General features: G+C 67.8%; 17 protein-coding genes. 10 read left to right on the forward strand and 7 right to left on the reverse strand.

Features of this window, described 5'->3' with window-relative positions; genetic code table 11:
* Positions 1-69 precede the first annotated feature (69 nt).
* Positions 70-966, forward strand: coding sequence for a cation diffusion facilitator family transporter (locus Pla123a_RS01410; RefSeq protein WP_146583734.1), 897 nt, complete (start codon positions 70-72; stop codon positions 964-966).
* 147 nt (positions 967-1,113) lie between these two features.
* Here the strand turns inward: Pla123a_RS01410 and Pla123a_RS01415 are convergent, their stop codons facing one another.
* A complete protein-coding gene (locus Pla123a_RS01415; RefSeq protein WP_146583735.1) occupies positions 1,114-1,698 on the reverse strand; it encodes a hypothetical protein in 585 nt (194 codons plus the stop codon).
* Positions 1,699-1,820: 122 nt separating this feature from the next.
* Here Pla123a_RS01415 and Pla123a_RS01420 point away from each other — a divergent pair, with 122 nt between their 5' ends.
* The 3 genes from Pla123a_RS01420 to Pla123a_RS01430 all read left to right on the forward strand — a co-directional run bounded on the left by Pla123a_RS01420 (position 1,821) and on the right by Pla123a_RS01430 (position 3,031).
* Complete coding sequence (locus Pla123a_RS01420; RefSeq protein WP_146583736.1) at positions 1,821-2,000, forward strand: hypothetical protein; 180 nt, start codon at positions 1,821-1,823, stop codon at positions 1,998-2,000.
* Positions 2,001-2,069: 69 nt separating this feature from the next.
* Complete coding sequence (locus Pla123a_RS01425; protein WP_146583737.1) at positions 2,070-2,291, forward strand: hypervirulence associated TUDOR domain-containing protein; 222 nt, start codon at positions 2,070-2,072, stop codon at positions 2,289-2,291.
* Positions 2,288-3,031: a DUF3891 family protein gene (locus tag Pla123a_RS01430; protein WP_146583738.1), complete on the forward strand. Its 744-nt coding sequence runs from the start codon at positions 2,288-2,290 to the stop codon at positions 3,029-3,031. The genes Pla123a_RS01425 and Pla123a_RS01430 overlap by 4 nt, the downstream gene beginning before the upstream one ends.
* A gap of 3 nt (positions 3,032-3,034) precedes the next feature.
* Here Pla123a_RS01430 and Pla123a_RS01435 read toward each other — a convergent pair whose 3' ends face one another.
* Positions 3,035-3,376: an efflux RND transporter permease subunit gene (locus tag Pla123a_RS01435; RefSeq protein WP_146583739.1), complete on the reverse strand. Its 342-nt coding sequence runs from the start codon at positions 3,374-3,376 to the stop codon at positions 3,035-3,037.
* Between the two features lie 662 nt (positions 3,377-4,038).
* On the opposite strand from Pla123a_RS01435, the gene Pla123a_RS01440 reads away from it, so the two are divergent.
* Positions 4,039-8,559 carry a G8 domain-containing protein gene (locus Pla123a_RS01440; protein WP_197527586.1) on the forward strand — a complete coding sequence of 1,507 codons (4,521 nt, stop codon included), beginning with the start codon at positions 4,039-4,041 and terminating at the stop codon, positions 8,557-8,559.
* A gap of 71 nt (positions 8,560-8,630) precedes the next feature.
* Here Pla123a_RS01440 and Pla123a_RS01445 read toward each other — a convergent pair whose 3' ends face one another.
* From Pla123a_RS01445 to Pla123a_RS01460, 4 genes are all read right to left on the reverse strand, one after another.
* Positions 8,631-11,750, reverse strand: a complete 3,120-nt coding sequence (locus Pla123a_RS01445; protein ID WP_146583741.1) for an efflux RND transporter permease subunit — start codon at positions 11,748-11,750, stop codon at positions 8,631-8,633.
* A 68-nt stretch (positions 11,751-11,818) separates the two neighbouring features.
* Positions 11,819-13,084, reverse strand: a complete 1,266-nt coding sequence (locus Pla123a_RS01450) for an efflux RND transporter periplasmic adaptor subunit (RefSeq protein WP_146583742.1) — start codon at positions 13,082-13,084, stop codon at positions 11,819-11,821.
* A gap of 146 nt (positions 13,085-13,230) precedes the next feature.
* Positions 13,231-14,142 (reverse strand): TIGR01777 family oxidoreductase, encoded by a 912-nt coding sequence (locus Pla123a_RS01455; RefSeq protein WP_146583743.1) that lies wholly within the window; start codon positions 14,140-14,142, stop codon positions 13,231-13,233.
* Positions 14,143-14,170: 28 nt separating this feature from the next.
* Positions 14,171-15,091 carry a rhomboid family intramembrane serine protease gene (locus Pla123a_RS01460; protein WP_146583744.1) on the reverse strand — a complete coding sequence of 307 codons (921 nt, stop codon included), beginning with the start codon at positions 15,089-15,091 and terminating at the stop codon, positions 14,171-14,173.
* Between the two features lie 408 nt (positions 15,092-15,499).
* On the opposite strand from Pla123a_RS01460, the gene Pla123a_RS01465 reads away from it, so the two are divergent.
* The 3 genes from Pla123a_RS01465 to Pla123a_RS01480 all read left to right on the forward strand — a co-directional run bounded on the left by Pla123a_RS01465 (position 15,500) and on the right by Pla123a_RS01480 (position 19,734).
* Entirely contained in the window at positions 15,500-16,936 is a 1,437-nt protein-coding gene (locus Pla123a_RS01465) for a c-type cytochrome (RefSeq protein ID WP_146583745.1), read from the forward strand.
* A gap of 907 nt (positions 16,937-17,843) precedes the next feature.
* Entirely contained in the window at positions 17,844-18,923 is a 1,080-nt protein-coding gene (locus tag Pla123a_RS01475) for a hypothetical protein (RefSeq protein ID WP_146583747.1), read from the forward strand.
* 94 nt (positions 18,924-19,017) lie between these two features.
* The gene (locus tag Pla123a_RS01480; protein WP_146583748.1) at positions 19,018-19,734 is read left to right on the forward strand and encodes a peroxiredoxin-like family protein; all 717 of its coding nucleotides are present in this window, start codon (positions 19,018-19,020) and stop codon (positions 19,732-19,734) included.
* Positions 19,735-19,744: 10 nt separating this feature from the next.
* Here the strand turns inward: Pla123a_RS01480 and Pla123a_RS01485 are convergent, their stop codons facing one another.
* On the reverse strand, positions 19,745-20,290 hold the full coding sequence (locus Pla123a_RS01485; protein ID WP_146583749.1) for an HYExAFE family protein: 546 nt from the start codon (positions 20,288-20,290) through the stop codon (positions 19,745-19,747).
* Between the two features lie 270 nt (positions 20,291-20,560).
* Between Pla123a_RS01485 and Pla123a_RS01490 the strand changes: the two genes are divergently transcribed.
* Both Pla123a_RS01490 and Pla123a_RS01495 read left to right on the forward strand, forming a co-directional pair.
* Positions 20,561-21,976 (forward strand): class II fumarate hydratase, encoded by a 1,416-nt coding sequence (locus Pla123a_RS01490; RefSeq protein ID WP_146583750.1) that lies wholly within the window; start codon positions 20,561-20,563, stop codon positions 21,974-21,976.
* A gap of 91 nt (positions 21,977-22,067) precedes the next feature.
* The gene (locus Pla123a_RS01495) at positions 22,068-23,402 is read left to right on the forward strand and encodes a tetratricopeptide repeat protein (protein ID WP_146583751.1); all 1,335 of its coding nucleotides are present in this window, start codon (positions 22,068-22,070) and stop codon (positions 23,400-23,402) included.
* Positions 23,403-23,430: the final 28 nt, after the last annotated feature.

The following is a 23,430-nucleotide window of genomic DNA, read 5'->3' on the forward strand; positions in this document are numbered from 1 at the left end:
CGCCGACGGGGACGACCCTCGGCGCAGCCTGCTGCCGGATGGACGCGAGACGCTGTCGAAGGGAATCGAGTGACCGACCACAACACCGCCGCCGAGCTGTACCGCGACGTCACCCGCGCCGCCACGCTGGGGCTGGCGGTCAACCTGCTGTTGGGCGTGGTGAAGCTGATCGGCGGGATCATCGGCAACTCGTTCGCGCTGGTGGCCGACTCGGTTAACTCGCTGGGTGATGTGGTCTCGACCGTGGCGGTGCTCTTCGCCATGAAGGTCGCCCAGCGGCCGCCCGACGAAGAGCACCCGTACGGGCACACCCGGGCGGAGGGCATCGCCGCGTCGAGCGTCGCGCTGATGCTGATCGTCTCGGCGGCGTTGATTGGTTGGGAGGCGCTGCGGCGGTTTGGCGTGCAGCACGGCTACCCCCCGATGTGGACGCTGTGGATCGCCGGGGCGAACATCGTGATCAAAGAGAGCCTGTTCCACTACAAGGTGCAGGTCGGCCGGCGGACCGGCTCGGCTGCGATCATCGCCAATGCCTGGGACCACCGCTCCGACGCGTTGTGCGCGCTAGCGGTGCTGATCGGGCTGGCCGCGATCCGCCTCGGCGGGGCTGACTACATGTGGGCGGACGAGGCGGCGTCGCTGATCGTGGCGTGTGTGATTGTCGCCTCGGGAGTGCACCTGTTCCGCTCGAGCGCCAGCGAGCTGATGGACGTGCAGGCCCACCCCGAACTGGTCGACGACATCCGCGAGACTGCCCTCGACGTGCCGGGCGTGATGGGGGTCGACACGCTGTGGGTTCGTAAGAGCGGGCTGGAGTTCTTTGCCGACATCCACATCGAGGTCGACCCCCAGATGACCGTGCACGAGGGCCACCAGATCGGCCACCGCGTTAAGGACGCACTGATCGAGCGGCACGCGTCGCTCCGCGACGTGCTGGTGCACCTGGAGCCGTTTGGGGAAGACTAGTGGTTGGTGGCGGCATGAAGCCTCGCGGCTCCGCCGCGCCCGGCGACTGTGTCTTCGCCGCGCCCGACGACTGTGTCTTCGCCGCGCCCGACGACTGTGTCTTCGCCGCGCCGGCGACTGTGTATTCGCCGCGCCGGCGACTGCGGCTCAATCCTCGCGGCGGTCGTTCACGTCAATCCCGCGTTCGCGGGCCTGCGATAGGACATGCTCGAGCAGCGCGGACCGTAGCGGTCGGTGCATCGAAAGGTAGTCGACCTGGCCGTCGGCGTGGTGCAGCTCGGCAATCGTCGTCTGCCTACGCGTTTTCTTGCGGCCGTCAGGCCGACGGCGAGTGCGGTAGACCTCGATCCGTTCGACATCGCCGAGCGTGAACCGGCGGGTGTAGCCTTGGCCAAGCACGCCCTCCCCAAACTGGATCGCTTGCGGGTCGGCGGCGTTGGCGACAAACGGACCGGTAGCCGCTGCGGCGGCAGTCCAAGCTAGTCCGACGATCAGCAGCAGTAGCGCGGCCCGTCGAGACTTGCCGCGGGCGACGCCACCAAGCAGCACCCCTGCGATGGCCGTTAGGAACACGCCCGACGCAACGCCGGGCGCCCAGCCGGCCCACGGTTCCCAGACGGTTAGCCGTTGGGCGTCGAGCGAAAACGCCACCTGGTTGCGGTTCAGCCAGCCCGCCAGGAGGGACAGCAGCAGCAGCGCCGCGAGGCCAATTAGCGAGTACTTCGTCTTCATACACTCAGAAGCATTGGATGTAGGGCAGCAGCGGCGATTATGAGGGCCAGCCAAACCGGCACGCAACCTGCATTGCCCTCGTCTGACGGGGATTCGACACCCATTCCTGGAGTAGTTTCGCCATGATTCAATCGATCTTGGGCGCTCTGGCGCTCGCTCTGTTCGCTATGGCATTCGTCAATATTATCGGCCCGACCGCCGCGTCACAGCCGGCTGACAGCATGCGGCTGGTGCTAATCTCGGCCTCGGCGGTCCTTGGGCTGTGCGCCTGGCTGACCGGCGATCACCCAGGTCGGGTGTAGCCCCCGGGCATACCGAGAAAACCCAGAACAGACCGCGCCAACTCACCCTCAGATTTTGGATCCGATGCGATGAGCAACAAGTACCGAGAAGGTCAGCAGGTCAAGTGGAAGTGGGGCGCCGGATACGGCCACGGCGAGGTGAAGAGCCGCTTCGACCGCAAGGTGACGCGCAGGATCGATGGCCAAGAGGTCACCCGCGACGGCTCCAAGGAAAACCCGGCCTACTACGTCACCGTGGAGGACGCCAACAACGTGTTGAAGCTCGGCAGCGAGCTGGAGTCCGACGCGTGATTGTCTCGAGCGTCGAGGAGGGTTGGGAGATCGTATTCCAGCGATCGCATGGGCTGCTCGCCGGCCAGATAGCCTCGCGGTTTCGAGACGAGTTCCGCCCGGAGCTATGGACCGAGACACTCCAGGCAATCCTCTCGCACGACGACCACAAGCAGCCGTTCGATGGGCGGCACTACGTGACTGACCTCGGCGCACCGAAGGACTTCACGCTGGTCTCGATGGCGTCGGAGGACCGCGTCGAGGAGACCCGTCGCCGCATCTTGCTGAGCCACCGCAACCACCGCTGGTGCGGGCTGCTGATCTCGCGGCACGCCGAGCAGCTCTACGGCGGCCACGAGGGCATCACCAGCGAGATGCAGCGGCTGCTCGAAGAAGAGCGCGACCGCCGGCGCCTGGTGCTGCGTCAGCTCAGCAAGAAGAAGGCCCAACTAGAACTCGCCTACCAGCTGCTGCGGTGGTGCGACCGTTGCTCGCTCATCCTCGTCCGCAAACAGGTCCCCGCGATGCAGCGGCGGATAGAAGTCACCCACTCGCTTCAGGGCGAGCGGCACGACCTGTGGCGCCGCGAGGACGAGTCGCTGGCGGTCGAGCCGTGGCCGTTCGAGCCCGATGAGTTCACAGTTCAGTCGGAGTACCGCGTCGCGACGCGGCTCCAGTTCGAGGACGACGCCGACCTCATCAACCACCTCGACGAGGCCGAGGTCTGCGCACGGGAGTGGGTTTTCCGCAGGAAGAACTGAGCGCTACGCCGACTTGTCTTTCGGCTTGCGACCGGCCCACTCGCCCAGGCCGCGGAACACGACGAAGAACGTGGGCACAAACAGCAGCGACGACGCGGTCGCGGCGATCATGCCGCCGACCACGGCGTTGCCGACCGCCTGGCGGCTGGCGGCGCCGGCGCCGCTGGAGATCAGCAGCGGCAGGAAGCCCAGGATCGAGCTGAAGGCGGTCATCAGGATAGCCCGGAAGCGGAGCTGCGACGCGGAGATCGCCGCCTCGCGGATGCTCATCCCCTTCTTGCGCTGCGCAGCAGCGATACGGCCATTGCCACGTACCGGCCGCCGCCGTGCGGTTATCGCGTGCATTTGCCACCGTTGTGCGGAGCTTATTGGTTGCGACTTGCCGTGGAAATCTGATGCGAGAGCAGCGTCATTTCTGCGCGCTGCGAACGCCAAGTCGCGGTGAGACCACCCGCAACCGCTGGCGGTCTTCTACGAGATTTTCCGTTGGTTTTCCGGCTCGGGCGTCGGTGGCGCTCTGCGTGGAAAGCGGGGGCTGTGCGGGCGTCCGATAGGCGAAATCGGGCGCCAGGCTTACCTAGGGGCTGCTATTTCACTTTCGCCGCCCGTCGGATCCTGCTTAAATCCCGGTACGGGCAGGAACAGGAGTCGATCGCAAACAAGAGGCGTTTGCGTGATGGTCGCGGTTGGGACGCACCACGACCCCTCTGGGATTCTGTCTTCTCATCACGTCCAAGCTTAACCACCCGATCGCGCTACCGCTGCAGGGACAGGCTTCCAGGGCAGCGGGCAAAACGACCGAATGATTCTCGGTCCCGGAGCAAATGTCTAACACAAATACGATTTGGGAGCAGGTGCGCGCGGGCGTCCTGCAGGCTGTCCAGGGTGTGGTCGCGTCGAAGGGGCGCCCGGCCCCACCGCACTCGCGGGGCCGCAACAGCGGTCAGCATATTGAGGCTCTCGAGCCGCGCCGCCTTTTGGCGGCTGATATCCCGTACCTCAGTTCGGTGAAGCCCGAGCTGGTGGTCCGCACCGACTCCGACAGCGAGGGCGGCACGGTCCTGGTCTCAGCGATCGAGGGCGGCGTCATCGAGGTTCAGTACGGAACCGACAGCTCCCTCGACACGAAGTTGTTCGACGCGAATCTTATCGAATCGATCGTGTTCTACGGCGGCGCGGGCGACGACCGCTTCGGCAACGACACCAGCCTGCCGTCGATTGCGTACGGACGTGGCGGCGATGACACGCTGGTGGGCGGTAGCGTCAAGGACTACCTCATCGGCGGAGACGGGAACGATCTGTTGCAAGGGGGCGCGGGAGACGACCGGCTCGAAGGCGGTCAGGGGGACGACTCCCTGCTAGGCGGCGCAGGCGTCGACTCGCTAATCGGCGGCGATGGCGCCGACTATCTGTCAGGCGGAGAGGGCAACGATCTGCTCTACGGGAACGATGGCAACGACCTGCTGGAGGGAGGGGACGGCGACGATCTGCTCCGCGGGGGCCAGGGCGGCGACCGGCTCTACGGGAACGCGGGCAACGACCAGCTTGTCGGCGAAGCGGGTGCCGACCGCATCGAGGGCGGCTCGGGCGACGACCGGCTCGAAGGCGGCGACGGAAACGACCTGCTCTTCGGCGAGGGGGGCGTCGACGTGCTCCTTGGCGAAGCGGGCGACGACTACCTCTCCGGCGGTGACCAGAACGACTCACTCTACGGCTCCGACGGCAACGACACCCTGGACGGCGGCGGCGGCGACGACTTCATGCTCGGCGGCGCGGGGAACGACCGCTTGTACGGCCGGGCCGGAGACGACACCATCGAAGGAAACGACGGCGCCGACTTCCTCCAAGGGGACGCCGGTGACGATCGACTGCTCGGCGGCGGCGAGGTGGACTTCCTCTACGGCGGTTCCGGTTCGGACGCGATGTTCGGCGGGGACGCTGGCGACGTGATGATGGGCGGCGCCGGCATTGACTTCCTCTACGGGGAAGCGGGGAATGACTCCCTTAACGGCGGCGATGGCGATGACCGCATCATCGGCGGCGTAGGGGACGACCGGCTGTTTGGCCGTGCGGGCGACGACTATCTCGAGGGCGGCGACGGCGACGACTACGTCGAGGCCGGAGATGGCGACGACCGCGTGCTCGGGGGTCCGGGGGCCGACTACATGCTAGGCGGCGCGGGCGTCGACTCGATGTTTGGTGGACTCGGCGACGACCAGATCCTCGGCGAAGGCGGAGCCGACCTCTTGTACGGAGAAGCCGACAACGACTCTCTCAACGGGGGCGACGGCGACGACCGAATCGAGGGCGGCGATGGGGATGACCGTTTGTTTGGCCGCTCGGGCGACGACTACCTCGAGGGCGGAGACGGCGACGACTACGCCGAGGGGCAGGACGGCGACGACCGGATCTTGGGCGGTCAGGGAAACGACTACCTGCTGGGAGGCCAGGGCGTGGACTCGCTGCTGGGCGAAGAGGGCAACGACATCCTTGACGGCGGCGACCAAGGCGACTTCCTGTATGGGTTCGACGGCGACGACTCGATCGTCGGCGGCGACGGCAATGACAACATCTACGGCGGCCCCGGCGCCGACCGGCTGTATGGCCGGGCGGGTGACGACTACATCGAGGGTGGCGACGGTGGCGACTACGTCGAGGCCGGCGATGGCGCCGACAGGGTCTTGGGCGGTGACGGAAACGACACGCTCAGCGGCGGCGCCGGCGCCAACACCCTTGTCGGCGAGGCCGGCGACGACCGCCTAATCGGCGGCGTTGGCGTCGACCACCTCTACGGCTCTTCCGGCGACGACACGCTGTACGGCGCGGAGGGGGATGACTACCTGGACGGCGGCGCTGGCAACGACGTCGTGTTCGGCGAGCAGGGGAACGACGCCGTCCGCGGCGACGACGGCGAAGACGTGCTGGTCGGCGGCGCCGGCGAGGACGAGGTGGAGGGCGGCGCGGGGCGGGACCTCCTGCTCGGCGGCGAAGGGGTCGACCTGCTCCGCGGCGAAGCGGGCGACGACATTCTTATCGGCGGCGGGCTCACCTTCGAGGACGACGCCGCCGCGCTCCGCGCGGCGCTCGCGACGTGGACCTCGTCGGACGGCTACGACGCGCGGGTCGCCGGTTTGGAGACGCCAGGCTCTCTTGGGCGGATCATCGTCGGCCACACGGTTGTCGACGACCTGGTGAGCGACTCGATGTCCGGCGGGGGGGACCAGGACTGGTACGTCCTGGCGAGCCACATCGGGATCTGGAATCCGCTGGGCGCGCCCCAGATGGGCCACATGGGACACATGGACATGGGCGGCGGCCACTTCACACTGCTCAGCTCGCCGCCGCCGCTGGAGGGGTTTGAGCTGATCGACTCAATCGACACGATCGTCGATCAGCAGGCGAACGAGCAGGCCGCGTCGATGGCCGCGCACATGGCCGACCCCTCCAAGCTGCGGGAGCACCTGGCGCTGTTCCAGCTGGTGCGGTACCAGGACGTCACGACCATGGCGGTCCGCAGCGGCAGCTGGTTCGACCCTACGGTCTGGTCGGACGGCGTCGTCCCGGCTGCTGGCGCGCGGGTGCTGGTGCCATTTGGGACACAGCTTGTCGTGGACGGCGTGTCCAAAGCCGACCTGGCCACCGTTCGCGTCGATGGCGAGCTGCGGTACGCCACGGAGGTCGACACCCAGCTCCGCGTGGAAACGATGGTCGTGTCTGCCAGCGGGCGGCTTGTCATTGGCGAGGAGGCGGCCCCCATCAGCGGCGATGCCAGCGCCCGACTGGTGTTCACCGACCCCGGGCCGATCGACGTCAGCGCCGACCCGTTCTCTATCGGGCGAGGGCTGATCACCCACGGGGCCGTGACGATGTTCGGCGATCAGAAGACCTCGTTCGAGCAGACGCACAAGCCCCTCCAGCAGGGCGCCACGCGGATCTTCCTCGACGCCGCCCCGGAGAGCTGGCGGATCGGCGACAAGATCGTCATCGCCGGGACCGAGTTGAACGGTCAGCAGGACGAGGTTCGGGTCATCAAGTACATCGTTTCCAACATCGTCTTTGTCGATGCGCTCGACTACGAGCATGTCGCCCTCGAGCCCACGCTTGGGGTTCATGTGGCGAACCTGTCCCGCAACATCATCATCGAGTCCGAGTCGACGGAAGTCGATCGCCGCGGGCATGTGATGTTCATGCACAACCGCGATGTCGATGTCCACTACGCGGGCTTCTACAACCTGGGACGCACCGACAAGTCGCGGGCGCTCACCGACCCGCAGGTCGACGCCAATTGGAATCAGATCCCCGGCACCGGCGACAACCCCCGGGCACGGTACGCGGTGCACTTCCACCGCAACGGCGTCGTCGCGGACACGCCCCCCGCGGTGGTGCAGGGGAGTGTTGTGGAGGGCAGCCCCGGCTGGGGCTTCGTCAACCACAGCAGCTATGTCGACATCAGCGACAACGTCGCGTACGGCGTCAACGGGGCGGCGTTCGCCACGGAAGAAGGGGACGAGATCGGCAGCTTCCGCGGCAACATCGCGGTGGCGATCACCGGCACCGGGCTCCTGCCCAACGCCCGAGCCAACGTTCAAGACTTCGGTCACAGCGGCGACGGCTTCTGGCTGCAGGGCGCCGGCGTCGCGGTGACGGACAACGTGGTGGCCGGCGCCCAGGGGCACGCCTTCATCTACTACACGCGGGGATTCGAGCGAGGCAGCGGCATCACACGATTCCTCTCCGCAAACCTCGACGACCCCTCGCTGGCCGGCGGCGACGAAACGATCGACGTCCGCTTCGTCCCGATCAAGGAGTTCTCCCGCAACGTGGGTTACGCATCGGGCGCCGGGCTCAAGATCCGCTACCACCTCCGCTTCTCCGAGCACGACGCGACAAGCTTGGTGAGCGACTCGACCTTCTGGAACACCCTCGAGGGAGTGCGGCTGCCGTACAGCGCTCGGGTGATACTAAAAGACATCACGGTAATCGCCGACGACGCCTACAACGCGCACACCGGGGTTGGCGGCAACCGTGTCACGGAAAGCATCACCTACGACAACCTGCGTGTTGAGGGCTACGCCCGCGGCATCTGGATGGCGTCCGCCGGCCAATCGGTGGTGAACGGCGGCCTGTTTAATAACATCTCGAATATTCTTGTCGGCAGCGCGATCAAACCGGGCAGGTCGGTGCTGATCACCGGCGACCCGGTGTTCCTTCACCCGGCTGACTACCCGATCAGCCTGACCGCGAACATCACGATGTGGTTCCACAACGAAGAGTACGCGCCGGCGTTCGACTACTTGTTTAACGACACCACGGTCGTGCTAAACTTTGGCGCCTACAGCAATCGGCGGCTGTACTTCTCAGTGCAGGATCCGGACGCGGTCCCGTTCCCGGCCGCCGCCGACCACATCCCGGCCGAGTACGTCGGGCTCACCAGCCAGCAGCTGTTCGACCGCTACGGGCTGGCGATCGCCGGCCGGATGGCGCCGGACGGGCTGATCTCCGTGAACGGCATTGCTGGATTGTTGTAGAACCTAGGTCTGAGGTCGCCGCGTGAGCCGCGTCGGGGCCTCGCGGAGGCCTCCGGCGCCCGAGAGCCGTGCTACGCCGACTTGTCTTTCGGCTTGCGACCGGCCCACTCGCCCAGGCCGCGGAACACGACGAAGAACGTGGGCACAAACAGCAGCGACGACGCGGTCGCGGCGATCATGCCGCCGACCACGGCGTTGCCGACCGCCTGGCGGCTGGCGGCGCCGGCGCCGCTGGAGATCAGCAGCGGCAGGAAGCCCAGGATCGAGCTGAAGGCGGTCATCAGGATCGCCCGGAAGCGGAGCTGCGACGCGGAGATCGCCGCCTCGCGGATGCTCATCCCCTTCTTACGCTGCTCGGCGGCGAACTCGACGATCAGGATCGCGTTCTTGCTGGCGAGCGCTACCAGCAGCACCACGCCGATCTGCGTGTAGGTGTTGTTGTCCATGCCGCGGGCCATCAGCATCACCACCACGCCGAGCGCGGCGAGCGGCACCACGGCGATCACCGCGGCGGGCTGCACCCAGCTCTCGTACTGCGCTGCGAGCACCAGGAACACAAACACCACCGCCAGCAGGAAGATCAGGTACTGCTCGCCCGACGACTGCTTCTCCTGGAACGACATGCCGGACCAGAAGTAGCCCACGCCGGGCGGCAGCGTCTGGTCGGCCATCTGCTCCATCAGGTCGAGCGCCTGGCCCGAGCTGACGCCCGGCGCCGGCTCGCCGTTGATCTGGGCGGTGGGGTACAGGTTGTACCGGGAGATGAGCTGCGGCCCGAGCGTCTGGCTGACGGTGACCAGCGAGCCGAGCGGCGCCATCTCGCCCGCGGCGTTGCGGACGTCCAGGTAGGCGATGTCCTCGGGGCTGGCGCGGAACCGCTGGTCGGCCTGCACGCGGACCTGGTAGGTGCGGCCGAAGCGGTTGAAATCGTTCACGTAGGCCGAGCCGAGGTACGCCTGGAGCGTACCGAACACGCTGCTGAGCGGGATGTTCTGCGACTTCACCTTGTCGCGGTCGACGTCGGCGAACAGCTGCGGCACGCCGGCGCGGAAGGTGGTGTTGAGAGCGGTGAGCCGGTTCTGGCCGTTGCCCGCGGCGATCATCTCGCTGGCGGCGTTCTGCAGCTCCTCGAGCCCGACGTCCTGCCGGTCGACCAGCTGCATCTGGAATCCGGTGGCGTTGCCCAGGCCGTCGATCGGCGGGGGGACAAACGCGATGGCGAACGCCTCCTTGATCTGCGCGAACTCCCGCCGCAGGTTCCCGACAATCGCGTCCTGAGTCTTCTCCTTGGTCTCGCGGTCGGCCCACGGCTCGAACACGATGGCGGCCATGCCGGAGTTCGAAGCCCGGCTGCCCGATAGGATGGAGAAGCCGGAAATCAGCACGCGGTCGCGGACGCCGGGCGTCCGCTTCAGCACGGCGTCGACGCGGTCCATCACCTCAACGGTCCGCTCGAGCGAGGCCGAGTCGGGCAGCTGGATGTTGGCGAACGCGTAGCCCTGGTCCTCGGTCGGCATGAACCCGGTCGGCAGCCGCCCAAAGCCCACGGCGGTGGCCGCCACCAGCACGCCGAACACCAGCAGCGTCAGCGGGACCACACGGACGCTGCCGCCGATCACCGCCTTGTAGACGCTCGTGACGCGGTCGAACACCGCGTTGAAGGCGCGGAACAGCGGGTTGCGGACCTCGCCCGAGGGCCGCAGCAGGATGCCGCACAGCGCCGGGCTGAGCGTCAGGGCGTTGAGCGTGCTGATCACCACCGCGGCCGAGATGGTCAGCGCGAACTGCTTGTAGAGCTGCCCGGTGATGCCCCCCATGAACGCGGTCGGCACGAACACCGCCAGCAGCACCAGCGTGGTGGCGATCACCGGGCCGGTCATCTCGTCCATCGCGCGGACCGCGGCCTCCTTGGACGACAGTCCCTCGTCGATCCAGCGGGCCGTGTTCTCCACCACCACGATCGAGTCGTCCACGACGATGCCGATCGCCAGCACCACGCCGAACAGCGTCAGCATGTTGATGGAGAAGCCGATGGCGGCCATCACGCCGAACGTGCCAATCAGCGCGACCGGGATCGCCGCGCACGGGATCAGGGTCGCCCGCCAGTCCTGCAGGAAGATAAAGATCACCAGCACCACCAGCAGCACCGCCACGAACAGCGTGGAGTAGACCTCCTCGATCGACGCCTCGACGAACTTGGTGGTGTCGAATGGGATGTCGTAGGCGATGCCGGCGGGGAAGTCCTCGGAGAGTCGCTCCATCGCTTTGTGGACGCCGGCGGCGATCTCCAGCGCGTTGGCGCCGGGCAGTTGGTAGATGGCGATGTTGGTTGACGGGTCGCCGTTGAACTTGGAGTCGATGCCGTAGCTCCGCGAGCCGAGCTCCACCCGCGCGACGTCCCGCACCCGGGTGAACCGCACGCCGTCGGCGGTCTTGATGATGATGTTCTCGAACTGCTCGACGTCCTTCAGCCGGCCGAGCGTGTTCACGGCGTACTGGAAGGCGGTGCCCTCGGGCGCGGGCGGCTCGCCGATCCGCCCGGCGGCGACCTGCACATTCTGCTCGCGGATGGCGTTCAGCACGTCCTCGGTGGTCAGCTCGCGGGCCTTCAGCTTGTGCGGGTCGAGCCAGACCCGCATGCTGTACTCGTCGGCGCCCATCACCTCGACCGACCCGACGCCGTCGATGCGGCTGAGCTCGTCGCGGATGAAGCGGGTGGCGTAGTTCGACAGGTCCAGCGCGCTGACCGACTTGTCGGGCGAGGTGAGCGCAATGAACTGCAGGATCTGCGTCGACTGCTTCTTGGTGGTGATGCCCTGGCGGCGGACGTCCTCGGGGAGCTTCGGCTCGGCGACCGCGACGCGGTTCTGCACCAGCACGGTCGCCATGTCGAGGTCGACGCCGATGGCGAACGTCACGGTCAGCTTGTACGAGCCGTCGTCGGCGCTGACCGACGACAGGTACAGCATGTCCTCGACGCCGTTGACCTCCTGCTCGATCGGCGCGGCGACCGTCTCGGCGACAACCTTCGCGCTGGCGCCGGGGTAGCTGCAGCTCACCTGCACGGTGGGGGGCGAGATCTCCGGGAACTTCGAGATCGGCAGCCCCCGCTGGGCGACCGCGCCCGCCAGCACGATCACGATCGAGATGACGCTGGCGAAGATCGGCCGGTGGATAAAGAAGCGGGACATATCAGCCAGGGGAGCAGGGCCAGGGGAGCAGGAAGCGTGGGTTCGGTGACATCCGCGGCGCCAGGCCGCTACTGCGTCGCGGCGTCGGGCTGCCCCGCGGCTTCACTGCCCGACACGGGGGGGCTCGCCTCGGTTGGCCGGACGGTCGACCCGGGCCGGGCGCGCTGCAGGCCGTTGACCACCACGCGGTCGTCGGGTTTCAGCCCCGACTTGATGACCCGCTTGCCGTTGGACAGGCCGGCCGTGACGATCGTCCGCCGCTCGACCTTGTTGTCGGCTCCGACCACCGTGGCGTAGGGGCCGTTCTGGTCGCGGCCGAGCGCCGCGTCGGGCAGCAGCAGAGCCTCCTGTTCCTCGCGCGGGATCGCGACCCGCACGAACGAGCCCGGCACGATGGTCAGGTCCGGGTTTGGGAACACGGCCCGCACCAGGTACGTGCCGGTCGCGCGGTCCACGGCCAGGTCGGCGTAGTCGAACGAGCCCTCGTGCGGGTAGCCCTCCTCGTCGGCCAACCCGATCAGGATCTTGCGGTCGTTGTTGTCGCGGGTCTTGGGGCCCGGGGCGTCGCCCCGCTCCTGCGCGGCCTTCTGGAACCGGCGTAGCTCGGCCTCGTTGATCGTGAACGTCACATAGATCGGGTCGTACTGGATCACGTTGGTCAGCAGGGTCGACTCGCCCGCCCCGACCAGGTTGCCGATGTCGACCTGCTCCTTGCCGACGCGGCCCTTGATGGGCGAGGTGATCTTGGTGTAGCCGAGGTCGAGCTCCTCCTGGCGGACCGTGGCCTGGGCGGCCGTGATCTCCGACGCGGCCGACTCGATCGACGCCTGCGCGACGTCGATCTCGGCGACCGAGTTCTGGTACTTCGTGCGGAGCTCGTCCAGCTCGGCCTGGGTCACGCCGCCGCTCTGGGCGGCGCGGGCAGCGCGGTTGTACTGCGCCTGGTCGTTGGCGGCCTTGGCCTGGGCCTGCTTGATGACGGCCTCGGCGCTCCGCTTGCGGGCGTTGGCGACTTCCTCGGCCGCCTTGGCCGCGTCTACCGCGGCCTGGAACGGCGCGGGGTCAATGACGAACAGCTGATCGCCCTCTTCGACCATTGCTCCCTCGGTGAAGCTGGCCTCCTGCAGGTAGCCCTCAACCCGCGCGCGGATCTCGACCCGCTTGTAAGGGACGGTCTCGCCAGTGACCTCCAGCAGGTCGGCGACCCGGGCCTGTTCGGGCGAGGCGACGGTCACCTCCGGCGGCGGAGGCGCCTGGAACTCGTTCTTGGGGTCGCTGCACCCGAGCGGCAGCAGGAGCAGGGACAAGAGGGCGGCAAGCGAGAAGCGGCGCATCGTGGGTTTTCCGTGCTCCGTGGTAGGCGGATGGAACTGCGGGACAGTCTAGCCCACCCAGCGGGGGGACGCCACGACCTGCGGTGGTCGGCAACGGTTACCCGACGGCCCGTGATATCCAGAAAGACGAGCGTTAGGCGAGAGCTTTACTCGCCGAGCACCCGGCGGAGCGCCGGGTCGAGCGCGGGGTCTTGGAACCGGTAGCCGGTCTCGAGCAGGCGGGTCGGCTGCACCGCGGCGCCGGCCAGCAGCGCCTCGTCGGCCATCTCGCCGACCGCGGCGCGGAGCGCGAACGCCGGGACCCGCATCACGGTCGGCCGGCCGAGCACGCGGCCCAGGGTCTTGGTGAACTCGCGGTTGGTCACCGGGTGGGGCGAGACCGCGTTCACCGCGCCGGCGACCCCCTCGTTCGCCAGGCAGTGCTCGATTGCGGCGACCATGTCGGCCAGCGTAATCCAGCTCATGTACTGCCGGCCGTCGCCCAAGACGCCGCCCAGGCCGAGCTTGAACGGGGTGAGCATCATCGCCAACGCGCCCCCCTTGGGGCTCAGCACCACGCCGGTGCGGGTCTGCACGACGCGGATGCCGGCCTCCCAGGCGGGCCGGGTCTCGGACTCCCAGGCGACGCAGGTCTCGGCCAAGAAGCCGCGGCCGGGCGGGCTGTTCTCGTCGACCGGGTGCGACCCGCGGTCGCCGTAGAAGCCGACCGCCGACGCGCTCACCAGCACGCCGGGGCGGGGTTCGAGCCCCGCCAGCGTAGTCGCCAGCAGCCGCGTCCCCTCGATGCGGCTGGCGGCGATCGCCTGCTTCTTTGCGGGGCTCCAGCGGCCCGAGGCAATCGGCTCGCCCGCCAGGTGGACTACCGCCTGGACGCCGGCCAGCTTGTCGCGGTCGATCTCGCCGTCGGCCGGTTTCCAGTAGATGTCGGCCGAATCGGCGGCCGGCCGGCTGCGGACCAGCCGGCGGACTTCGACGCCCTGCTGCTCGAGCGATTGGCACAACGCGGCGCCGACCAGTCCGGTGGCGCCGCTGACCGCGATGGGGGAGGGGAGGCTCATGCCGTTATTCTGACGCCTGGGGCGCCAATCACAAGCGGCGCCGTCCCTTGAATTCGCGGCTGGCCCGCTCCATCAGCCGCTTTTCCTTGGCGGTCAGGCTGTCGGCGCCGTGGTCGCTGATCTTCTTGAGGATCCGGTCGACCTCGACCTCGAGCTTGTCCATCGCGGCGTCGGAGTCGTCGTCGGGTTCGGAGTGCACGCGGAGCTTCGGTCGCCGCTTGAGCGACGGCAGGCTCAGCTCGCCCGGCAGCCAGCCCGCCAGCCGCCAGTGCTGGAAGTGGTACGCCGCGGCGAACGCGGCGCCGCCGAGGTGCCCCTGGAACGAGACCATTTCGCGGTTCTCGCCAAACGCCCGCATCAGGTCGTTCCCGACGATAAAGGCTCCGAGCACCCACATCGGAATCGGGAACACGAACATCAGCAGCACGGTGCGGTGCGGGTACAGCAAGGCGAACAGCACGACGACCGCGACCGTGCCCGCCGAGGCGCCAATCGTCGAACTGGGCGACTGTGTGGCGAAGTCCCAGGCGACAATCGCTAGGCCGCCCGCCAGCACGGCGCCGAGGTAGTAGGCCAGGAACTCTTTGTAGCCGAAACGCCCCTCGAGCTCCCGGCCGAACATCCACACGCCAAACATGTTGCCCAGCACATGGAACAGGTCGTACTGGCTGTGCGCGAGGGCGTAGGTTGCAATTTCGTACACGCGCCACGGGGCCTGCAACCAGCCGAGGGGCTGGAGCGCGAGGGCGTCGATCGCCGGGTTCGGGATCACGCCGGTCTGTGGGTTGCGCGGCCCGTTGAACAAGATCTCGATAAAGTACGCCGCCAGCGTCACCACGACGATTTGGTTGACCGCGGTGATCGGGAAACGGAGCTGGAGGCCGCCCCCGCCGCCGTAGCTGTCACGCCATTGGGGCTGTCGTTCGTAGTCGCGGTCGTAAATGCCCACAGGCGTATGCTAGCTAGGATTCTTGGAGAGGCGGGGCTGGGTGAAGAGCTCAATCGGCGGCCTAGCCTATCTTACGCCGCGCCCCGGAGAAAGTGCAGGTTTTTGCCGGTGGGGCGGGGTCCCGAGGGCCAAAACCGGGGAGCCGGCGGCGTAAGCCGTCGGAGCAGCGCTACGGCCGAGGCTGCCGGCGGAATCCTCCGGCGCCTGACGGCGCCGGCTCTTGCTAGTCCCAGCTCGGGCGAGCCCGGCTCACGCTACTCCGGCGACAGATTGTCGCGGGTGGTTGCCTCGGGCCGTCCGCCGCCCGATGCTAGAAGCAAGATTGGCCTGTCTCACCTCACACGAGCAGGCGGCGATCGTCGCTCCACGCCACCGGACCACCAATCCAATCCCCCCGAGCCTACGCGGATGTTCTACTACCCGGTCAACGACTTCGGCCCCGTGATGAAGGGGATGATTATCGGCGGGCTGGGGATCTTCCACGTCTACCTGGCGCAGTTCGCGATCGGCGGCGGGCTGCTGATGAGCTGGTTCCAGTGGCGCTCGATGCGGAAGGAACGGGCTGACGGCGAGCTCTACACCCGGTTTATCGACGGCCTGTTCCGCGTGCTGGTGCTGGTGTCGTTTGTGACCGGCGCCGTGACCGGTGTGGCGATGTGGTTCACCACCATCCAGATCAGCCCCCGCACGATCGGGCTGATGGTCGACCAGTTCCACTGGATGTGGGCGATCGAGTGGACCTTCTTCAGCCTGGAGGTCGCCGCGGGGTACGCGTTCTACCGCCGCGGGCCGTCGCTCGACCCGCGGAGCCGGCTGACGCTGCTGCTGCTGTACTCGCTGGCGGCGTGGATGAGCCTGTTCTGGATCAACGGCATTTTGTCGTGGCAGCTGACGCCCGGCGGCTGGCACGAGAGCCACAACGTGTGGGCCGGGTTCTTCAACCCAACGTTCTGGCCGTCGACCATCTTCCGCACCCTCAGCTCGATGGCGACCGCCGCGCTGGTGGCGTGCCTGGTGGTGAACCTCAGCCCGCGTTTCGACGCCGACGAGCGGCGGACGCTGGTGCACGCGTCGTTCCGGTTCCTCGTGCCGATGGCGGCGATGCCGCTCTTGGGCTTCTGGTTCCTGGCGGCCGTGCACCCCGAGTCGCGGAGCTGGGCGCTAGGGGGGAGCATCGCGATGACGATGTTCCTCGGGATCGGCGTCGGCGCGTCGGCGTTGATCGGCGCCTACGCCGTGGTGGTGATGTTCAAGCCGAGCATCACCGTCAACGGGGCGACCGCCGCGCTGCTGATCGCCCTCGGCTTCGGCGCCACCGCCGGCGCCGAGTTTGTCCGCGAGGGGATCCGCAAGCCGTACACCGTGCACGGCACGCTCTACTCGAACTCGATCTCGCAGGACGAGGTCGCCGAGCTCCGCCGCGTCGGCTGCACCACGGGCGACCCGTACCCGCTGCTCGGCGACCAAGAGCTCCCGGAGCAGGTCGCCCTCGGCGCGCACGTGTTCCGCGTGCAGTGCGGCGTCTGCCACACGTGGGACGGCGCCAACGGCCTGGCCCACCTGACCAACGGCTGGACCGACGATCAGCTGCGGCTCAACATCGCCCAGCTGCAGCGGACCAAGGCGTTCATGCCGCCCTTTGCCGGCACGGCCCAGGAGCTCGAGGCGCTGGTGCAGTGGCTCCGCTGGGGCCACGCCGAGCAGCCCGCCGAGTGGGCCAACAGCGACGACGCGGCGGTGATCGAGCAGATCCAACGCCACCTGGACGAGGTCGGGGTCGAGCCCGGGATTGAGGTTGCCGAGAGCAAGCCGTTGGGCGCGAAAACCGAACCCAACGGAGACTGAAAAGTTGAGGTTTTAGGGAGGAAAACTGCCGTATGGCGCGGTCCAATAGAGGGCTCGGAAGGTTCTTTGTTGGTGGTTGGGATCGGCACGAGAAGGCACGAGAAGGCGATAGCGGTTTTTCGAGGGCGGCGCTCAATCACAATCCCCCTCCCCCAAGGGTGAGGGGCTAGGGGAGGAGGCCTCGGCAAGATGGCGGAGCTTGGATCCTTCCGATTAGTTGTGACCCTGGAAGCATAAGGAGGAGGAGCTGCGCTCCGCTAGTTTATTGGGCCCCCTCTCCTAACCTCTCCCCTTTTGGGGGAGAGGCATTGTTGCGCGCCGCTTCGCGGCACTGCTGTGGGTCGACGTTCAAGCAATGAGTTTTGTCCCCTTCGGCGGTTGGAAAAGTAGAAAATCAGCGGAAACGAAAGGCATGGCTGGGACAAAACCCCCGGTGGGGCGAGCGTGCTGCTCCGTGGCGTTGCCCGTAGCAGATATCCGACCGCAGAGTTTTGTCCCCTGTGGCCGTTTAGAAAGTCGTATTCCGGCGGAGTGGGAGCCGTGGTCGGGACAAAACTCGGCGGAGGAATTGAGGAGCTTCGCTCCGCTGTTTTTTAGGCCCCCTCTCCTAGCCTCTCCCCCTGCCGGGGAGAGGGATGGTACGCGCTGCTTCGCGGCATTGCTCTGAGTCACCTGCCAACTGCCAACTGCCACCTGCCAACTGCCAACTGCCAACTGCCAACTGCCAACTGCCAACTGCCAACTGCCAACTGCCAACTGACACCTGCCAACTGCCAACTGCCAACTGCCACCTGCCACCTGCCAACTGCCAACTGCCAACTGCCAACTGCCAACTGACAACTGACAACTGACAACTGACAACTGACAACTGACAACTGACAACTGACAACCACCCCCTACCCACCCCATGTTTCCCTTCGACCAACCGACACCCACTGCCTTTTACTTGGTGCTGTACCTCGGCACGCTGCTGCTGCACGTTGTGCCGATGAACTACGTGCTGGCGGGGTCGAGCTACCTGGCGTTGCTCGGCGTTTGGGAGACCGCCCGAGGCCAGGTGAGCGAGCCGCACCGGGCGATCGCGGCCGGGCTGCGGGACTGGATGCCGTTTGCGCTCAGCATCGCGATCACCGCCGGCGTGGCGCCGTTGTTGTTCCTGCAGGTGCTGTACAAGGAGCCGTTCTACACGGCCAACCTGCTGCTGCTGCACCGCTGGATGGCGATCCTGCCGATCTTGATCGTGGCGTTCTACCTGCTGTACCTGCAGAAGTCGAAGCGGTTTGTCGCCCGGCCGGCGGCGGTGCGGATGCTGGTGTCGGTCGGCATCTTCTGCTGCTTTGGTTTCGTCGCGTGGAGCTGGACCGAGAACCACCTGCTCAGCACGCGGGGGCAGGAAGTCTGGATCGAGCAGTACACCCAGGGGGGCTGGTTCTACGGCGACTGGGAGCTGCCCGCGCGGCTGGCGTTGTGGTGGGTCGGGGCGTTTCCGATGCTGGCGATGATCCTCGCCTGGCAGGTCCCGGCCGCCCGGGCGTCGCTGGTGCGGTTGGCTCTCGTGGCGCTCGCCGCCTCGGCAGTCGCCGGCGTGGTGTACTTCCTGCAGATCCCGGCCGCTGCGCGGTCGCAGATTGTTTCGCGTGGTTGGCCCTACCTCACGCTTGGCCTGCTCGGTGGGGCCGGGCAGGCGGCCGTGTGGACGCTCGCCTGGCGGGTGCGTGAGCTGACTGCCGGCCTGCTGGCGGGGCTCTCGGCGGCCGCGGTGCTGGCGGCGCTCGGCGTGACGGTGCTGCGTGAGCTGAGGCGGCTTTCGGCGATCGACATCACCGCGTACTACGACCAGCACGCCGAGGCCGCGGGCGTGGGGGGCTGGTGGCTGTTCGTGCTGCTGCTGCTGATGAACGCCGGCCTGATTGCGTGGGTGATCCGGATCGCGTGCCGCCCGGCGGCCGAGCCGAACCCCCAGAAAGCCAATTCAGCGACTGAGTAAGCTGGCACACCAACGCCCCGGCTGGGTCGCGTAGAATGAGCACACGCGTGGCTGCCGGCCGCGCCCTGACCAATTCCAACCAGGGGTCCCCGCCATGAAGTGCCTCGCCCAGAAGCTGCTGATCGTCACGTGTTTGTTCGCCGCCGCCAACGCCTTCGGTGAGGAGCCGCCGCTGCTGAAGCCCGAGCTGGAGAAGATGAGCCAGGGCGCTGCCGATCGGGTGCCGCCCGAAATGCTGCGAATGTTCGCTCAGGGGATCGCCGAGGTCCGCGACACCGGCATTGAGGGCAAGGCGGCCAACGTCGGCGACCCCGCGCCCGACGCGACGCTCTATGACTCCGAGGGCGACAAGGTCGAGTTCAGCTCGCTGTGGGCCGAAGGGCCGGTGGTGCTGACCTTCTATCGCGGCGGCTGGTGCCCGTACTGCAACCTGCAGCTGCAGAACCTGCAGAAGTCGGTCGCGGCGCTCGAGGGCGCCGGAGCGCGTGTCGTGGCGGTCGCGCCGGAGCTGCCCGAGAAGGTCGGCGAGACGGTCGCCAAGCACGACCTCAGCTTCTTGGTGTTGTCGGACAAGCACAACGCGCTCGCCAAGAAGCTCGGCATTGTGTTCAAGCTGCCGGACGTGATCCTGCCGGTCTACCGCGACCGGTTGAAGCTGGCCGAGTACAACGGCGACCAGGCGTTCGAGCTGCCGCTGGCGGCGACCTACGTGATTGATGCCGACGGCGTGATCCGCTACGCGTTCCTCGACGCCGACTACGCCAAGCGGGCCGAGCCGCGCGACGTGCTGGCGGCGTTGAAGAAGCTATAACACGAACGGATTAACGAGCCGCGGCGGGCTCGGCGAAGAACAACTCGCCGACGCCCCGCGCGGCCTGGCGGAACTCGGCCGCCGGCATCGCCAGCGTCTGCCATTTTTCCGACAACGGCCGGGCGGCCCGGACGTAGCGGTCGAGCGGCACGCCAACAAACGCGTACGCGGCGCCGCGGTAGTGCAGCACCTGCTCGACCGGCACCGGCGACGCCTCGGCGGTCAGGTGGTAGGCGAACACCAGCAGCGCGTCGAAGCCGGCGCCGAACCGGGCCCGCCAGCGGGTGAGCGAGTCGAGGTCGTCGCGGGTGGTCCAGTTCTTCCAGTACTGCCGCTGCTTGACCCCGGCCGGGAAGCGTCGGCCTTTGACGTCGACCAGCCACGAGGTCCCGGTTCCCTCAGCCGAGGCCGACGGGGTGACCAGGAAGTCCACGCTCTTGAGCGACGCGTCCTCGGCCAGCGCGCGGCGCTGCTCGTCGACCGCGACGTAGGCGATCCGCTCGGCGCGGAGGTACGCCTCGAAGGCGGCCTCGTAGTGGTTGTGGCGGTTGGCCATCGGGAGCAGCGGGGCGAGGGTGACAGAAAGGTCCGGCGCCAGCAGCGGTTACCAGCATAGCGGAATTCGAGGCCCACAGGGCTTCTTTTCTGCTTGGCGGCGGGCCGGATTGGCGACAACCGTGCGTCCTTACCGGGGAGCTAAATCCGCCATTCCGCTCGCCCGAGCAAACGCCTATCATCGGCGCGGGGCCGTCTGCGTGCTAGCATGCGCGGACGGAATTCGCCGTGAAAACCAGACCCTTGGGAACACTTTTACAAAGCTGCCGCCATGAGCAACACCCGCACCGAACGCGACACGATGGGCGAGATGCAGGTCCCGTCGGACGCGCTGTACGGCGCGTCGACCGCCCGCGCTGTCGATAACTTCCCGATCGCCCACCAGCCGGTCCCGGCCGACGTGGTGCACGCGTTTGGCTACCTCAAGGCGGCCTGCGCCGAGGCCAACCTGCAGCTCGGCAAGCTCGACGCCAAGCGGGCCGAGGTGATCATCGCCGCGTCGATGGAGGTGGCCGAGGGGAAGCACGACGAGCACTTCCCGGTGGACGTCTACCAGACCGGCAGCGGCACCAGCACAAACATGAACGCCAACGAGGTGATCGCCAACCTGGCGAACCTCAAGCTCGGATTCGAGCTTGGCGCCAAGGGCGCCGACGGCGCGGTGCACCCCAACGACCACGTCAACATGGGGCAGAGCTCCAATGACACCTTCCCCACGGCGATGCACATCGCCGGCGCCGCCGCGATCAGCGGTCGGCTCGCGCCCGCGCTCGAGCGTCTCGCAACGGCCCTCGGCGACAAGGCCAAGGCGTGGGACAAGATCGTCAAGATCGGACGCACCCACCTGATGGACGCCACGCCGATCCGCGTCGGGCAGGTGTTCGGCGGCTACGCGGCCCAGGCCGGCTACTCGGCGACCCGCGCCGGCCGCGCGCTGGCCCGGCTGCTGGAGAACATGCCGATCGGCGGCACTGCGGTCGGCACCGGCATCAACACCCACCCCGAGTTCGCCGCCAAGGTCTGCGCGGCGCTCTCCAAGCAGCTCGGCGTCGAGTTCGCCGAGGCCAACAACCACCCGGAAGCTCAGGCCGCCAAGGACTCGTTTGTCGAGGCCCACGGCGAGCTCAAGGCGATCGCCGTCGCGCTCTCCAAGATCGCCAACGACATCCGCCACCTCGGCAGCGGGCCGCGGTGCTCGCTCGGCGAGCTCATGCTGCCGGCTACCCAGCCCGGCTCTTCGATCATGCCGGGCAAGGTGAACCCGGTGATGTGCGAGTCGATCATGCAGGTCGCCTGCCGCGTGATTGGCAACGACGCCACCGTGACCACCGCCGGGCTCGGCGGCGTTGGTTCTATTTTCGAGCTCAACGTCGCGATGCCGGTGATGATCGACGCCTTCATGCAGTCGGTCACGCTGCTGACCAACGGCGCGGGCGTGTTTGTCGACAAATTGGTCGAAGGCCTCGAGGTCGACGCCGAGCGTTGCCGCGGGCTGATCGACCAGTCGCTGATGATGGTCACCTCGCTCGCGCCGGAGATCGGCTACGAGAAGGCGGCCAAGCTCGCCAAGGACGCCCTCAAGTCGGGGCAGACCATCCGTGAGATCTGCCTCGAGGAGAAGGTGCTCGGCGAGGCCGAGCTCGACAAGCTGCTAGAGCCCATGAGCATGACCGACCCGCACGCCTAGGCTTCAGCAGGAAGCTGGAGTTGGGCCCGCGGCCCAAGCTACAACCGCCCACCCCGCCAGGGGTGGGACCGCACGACCAAGGAACTCTCGCATGGACGCGAAACGTTTCTCTCCCATTCTGGTGGCTCTTGCAGCGCTGAACGCCACCCCTTCGGCGGTCGGCGAGCCGGCCGCGCTGCCGTCGCCAGTCGAGCCGCCGCTGCGGCTCGCACAGCCAGTCGAGCCGCCACGGCCGCTCGCGCAGCCCGACGAGCCGGCGCCGCTCGCGCTGCCGCGGTCGATCTCCGCGGCGCCGCCGCGCCCCGGCGTGCACGACGCGTTCGACCTCGAGCGGCCGCCCGCCAGCCCGGGGCCGCTGCCGCCCGTTCGCCATGAGCAGGGCCGCGACGACCAAGTCCATCAAACATCGCTCGAGCCGGAGTCGCCCCGCCGCCAGCAGCTCCTGGCCCTCTACAACGAGGCCGAGCGGATGGCGGGCCGTGGGCGGTCCGCCGCCGACCTCACCGACTTGATTGAACGCTGCGAGCTGGCGGCCGAGCGGCTCGGGCCCGACGATTCGCCGGAGCTTACCCGGCTCACCTCGTGGGCCTACAACCGCCGGGGCGAGCTGCACGCCGCCGCCAACCAGCCACGCGACGCGTTCGCCGACTTCCAGCACGCCGTGGTGCTCGACGACCAGAACGCCCCCGCGCTGGTCAACCGCGGCGTCACGCTCGCCCAGTACGGCAAGACCAAGGAGGCCCTGGCCGACTTTTCCGCCGCCTTGGCGCACGACCCGCGTAGCGCGCTCGGCTACCGCAACCGCGCCGAGCTGCTGGCCGGCGCCGGCCAGCACGACCGCGCGATCAACGACTACAACAACGCCATCGCCCTGCACCCCGCCGACCCGGCCCTGCACGCCGGCCGCGGCTTCGCCCAGGCGCAGCTCGGCCGCTACAGCCACGCCGTGCGTGACTACAGCGAGTCGCTCCGCCTGATGCCGGGCGACGCCGACACGCTGGTGCTCCGCGCCAACGCTTACGCCGAGGTCGGCTACTACGAGCAGGCGGTCGCCGACCTCGACGCCGCGCTGGCCCTCGCGCCCGCCTCGGCGTCGGCCTACCAGAGCGTCGCGTGGCTGCTGTCGACCTGCCCCGACGCGCGGTTCCGCGACCCGGCCAAGGCGGTCGAGTCCGCCCGCCGGGCCCTCCGCTTCGGCGCCCAGGGCGACCCCTGGCTGCTCGACGTCGCCGCGGCGGCCTACGCCGGGGCCGGTCATTTCGAAGAAGCCATCCGCATCCAGCAGCAGGCCGCCATGCTCGCGCCGCTCGAGGCCCGCCGCGAGCTGCAGCAACGCCTTGCGCTCTACCAGCAGGGCCAGCCCTACCGCCAGCCGCCGGTCCGCACGGCCGTTGCCCCAGTCGTGAGAGCCCAGGCGAACCGCTAGCTGCGTTCCAACCGGGAGACGGCGACCA

It is taken from the genome of Posidoniimonas polymericola (genome assembly GCF_007859935.1).
Taxonomy (GTDB): Bacteria; Planctomycetota; Planctomycetia; order Pirellulales; family Lacipirellulaceae; genus Posidoniimonas; species Posidoniimonas polymericola.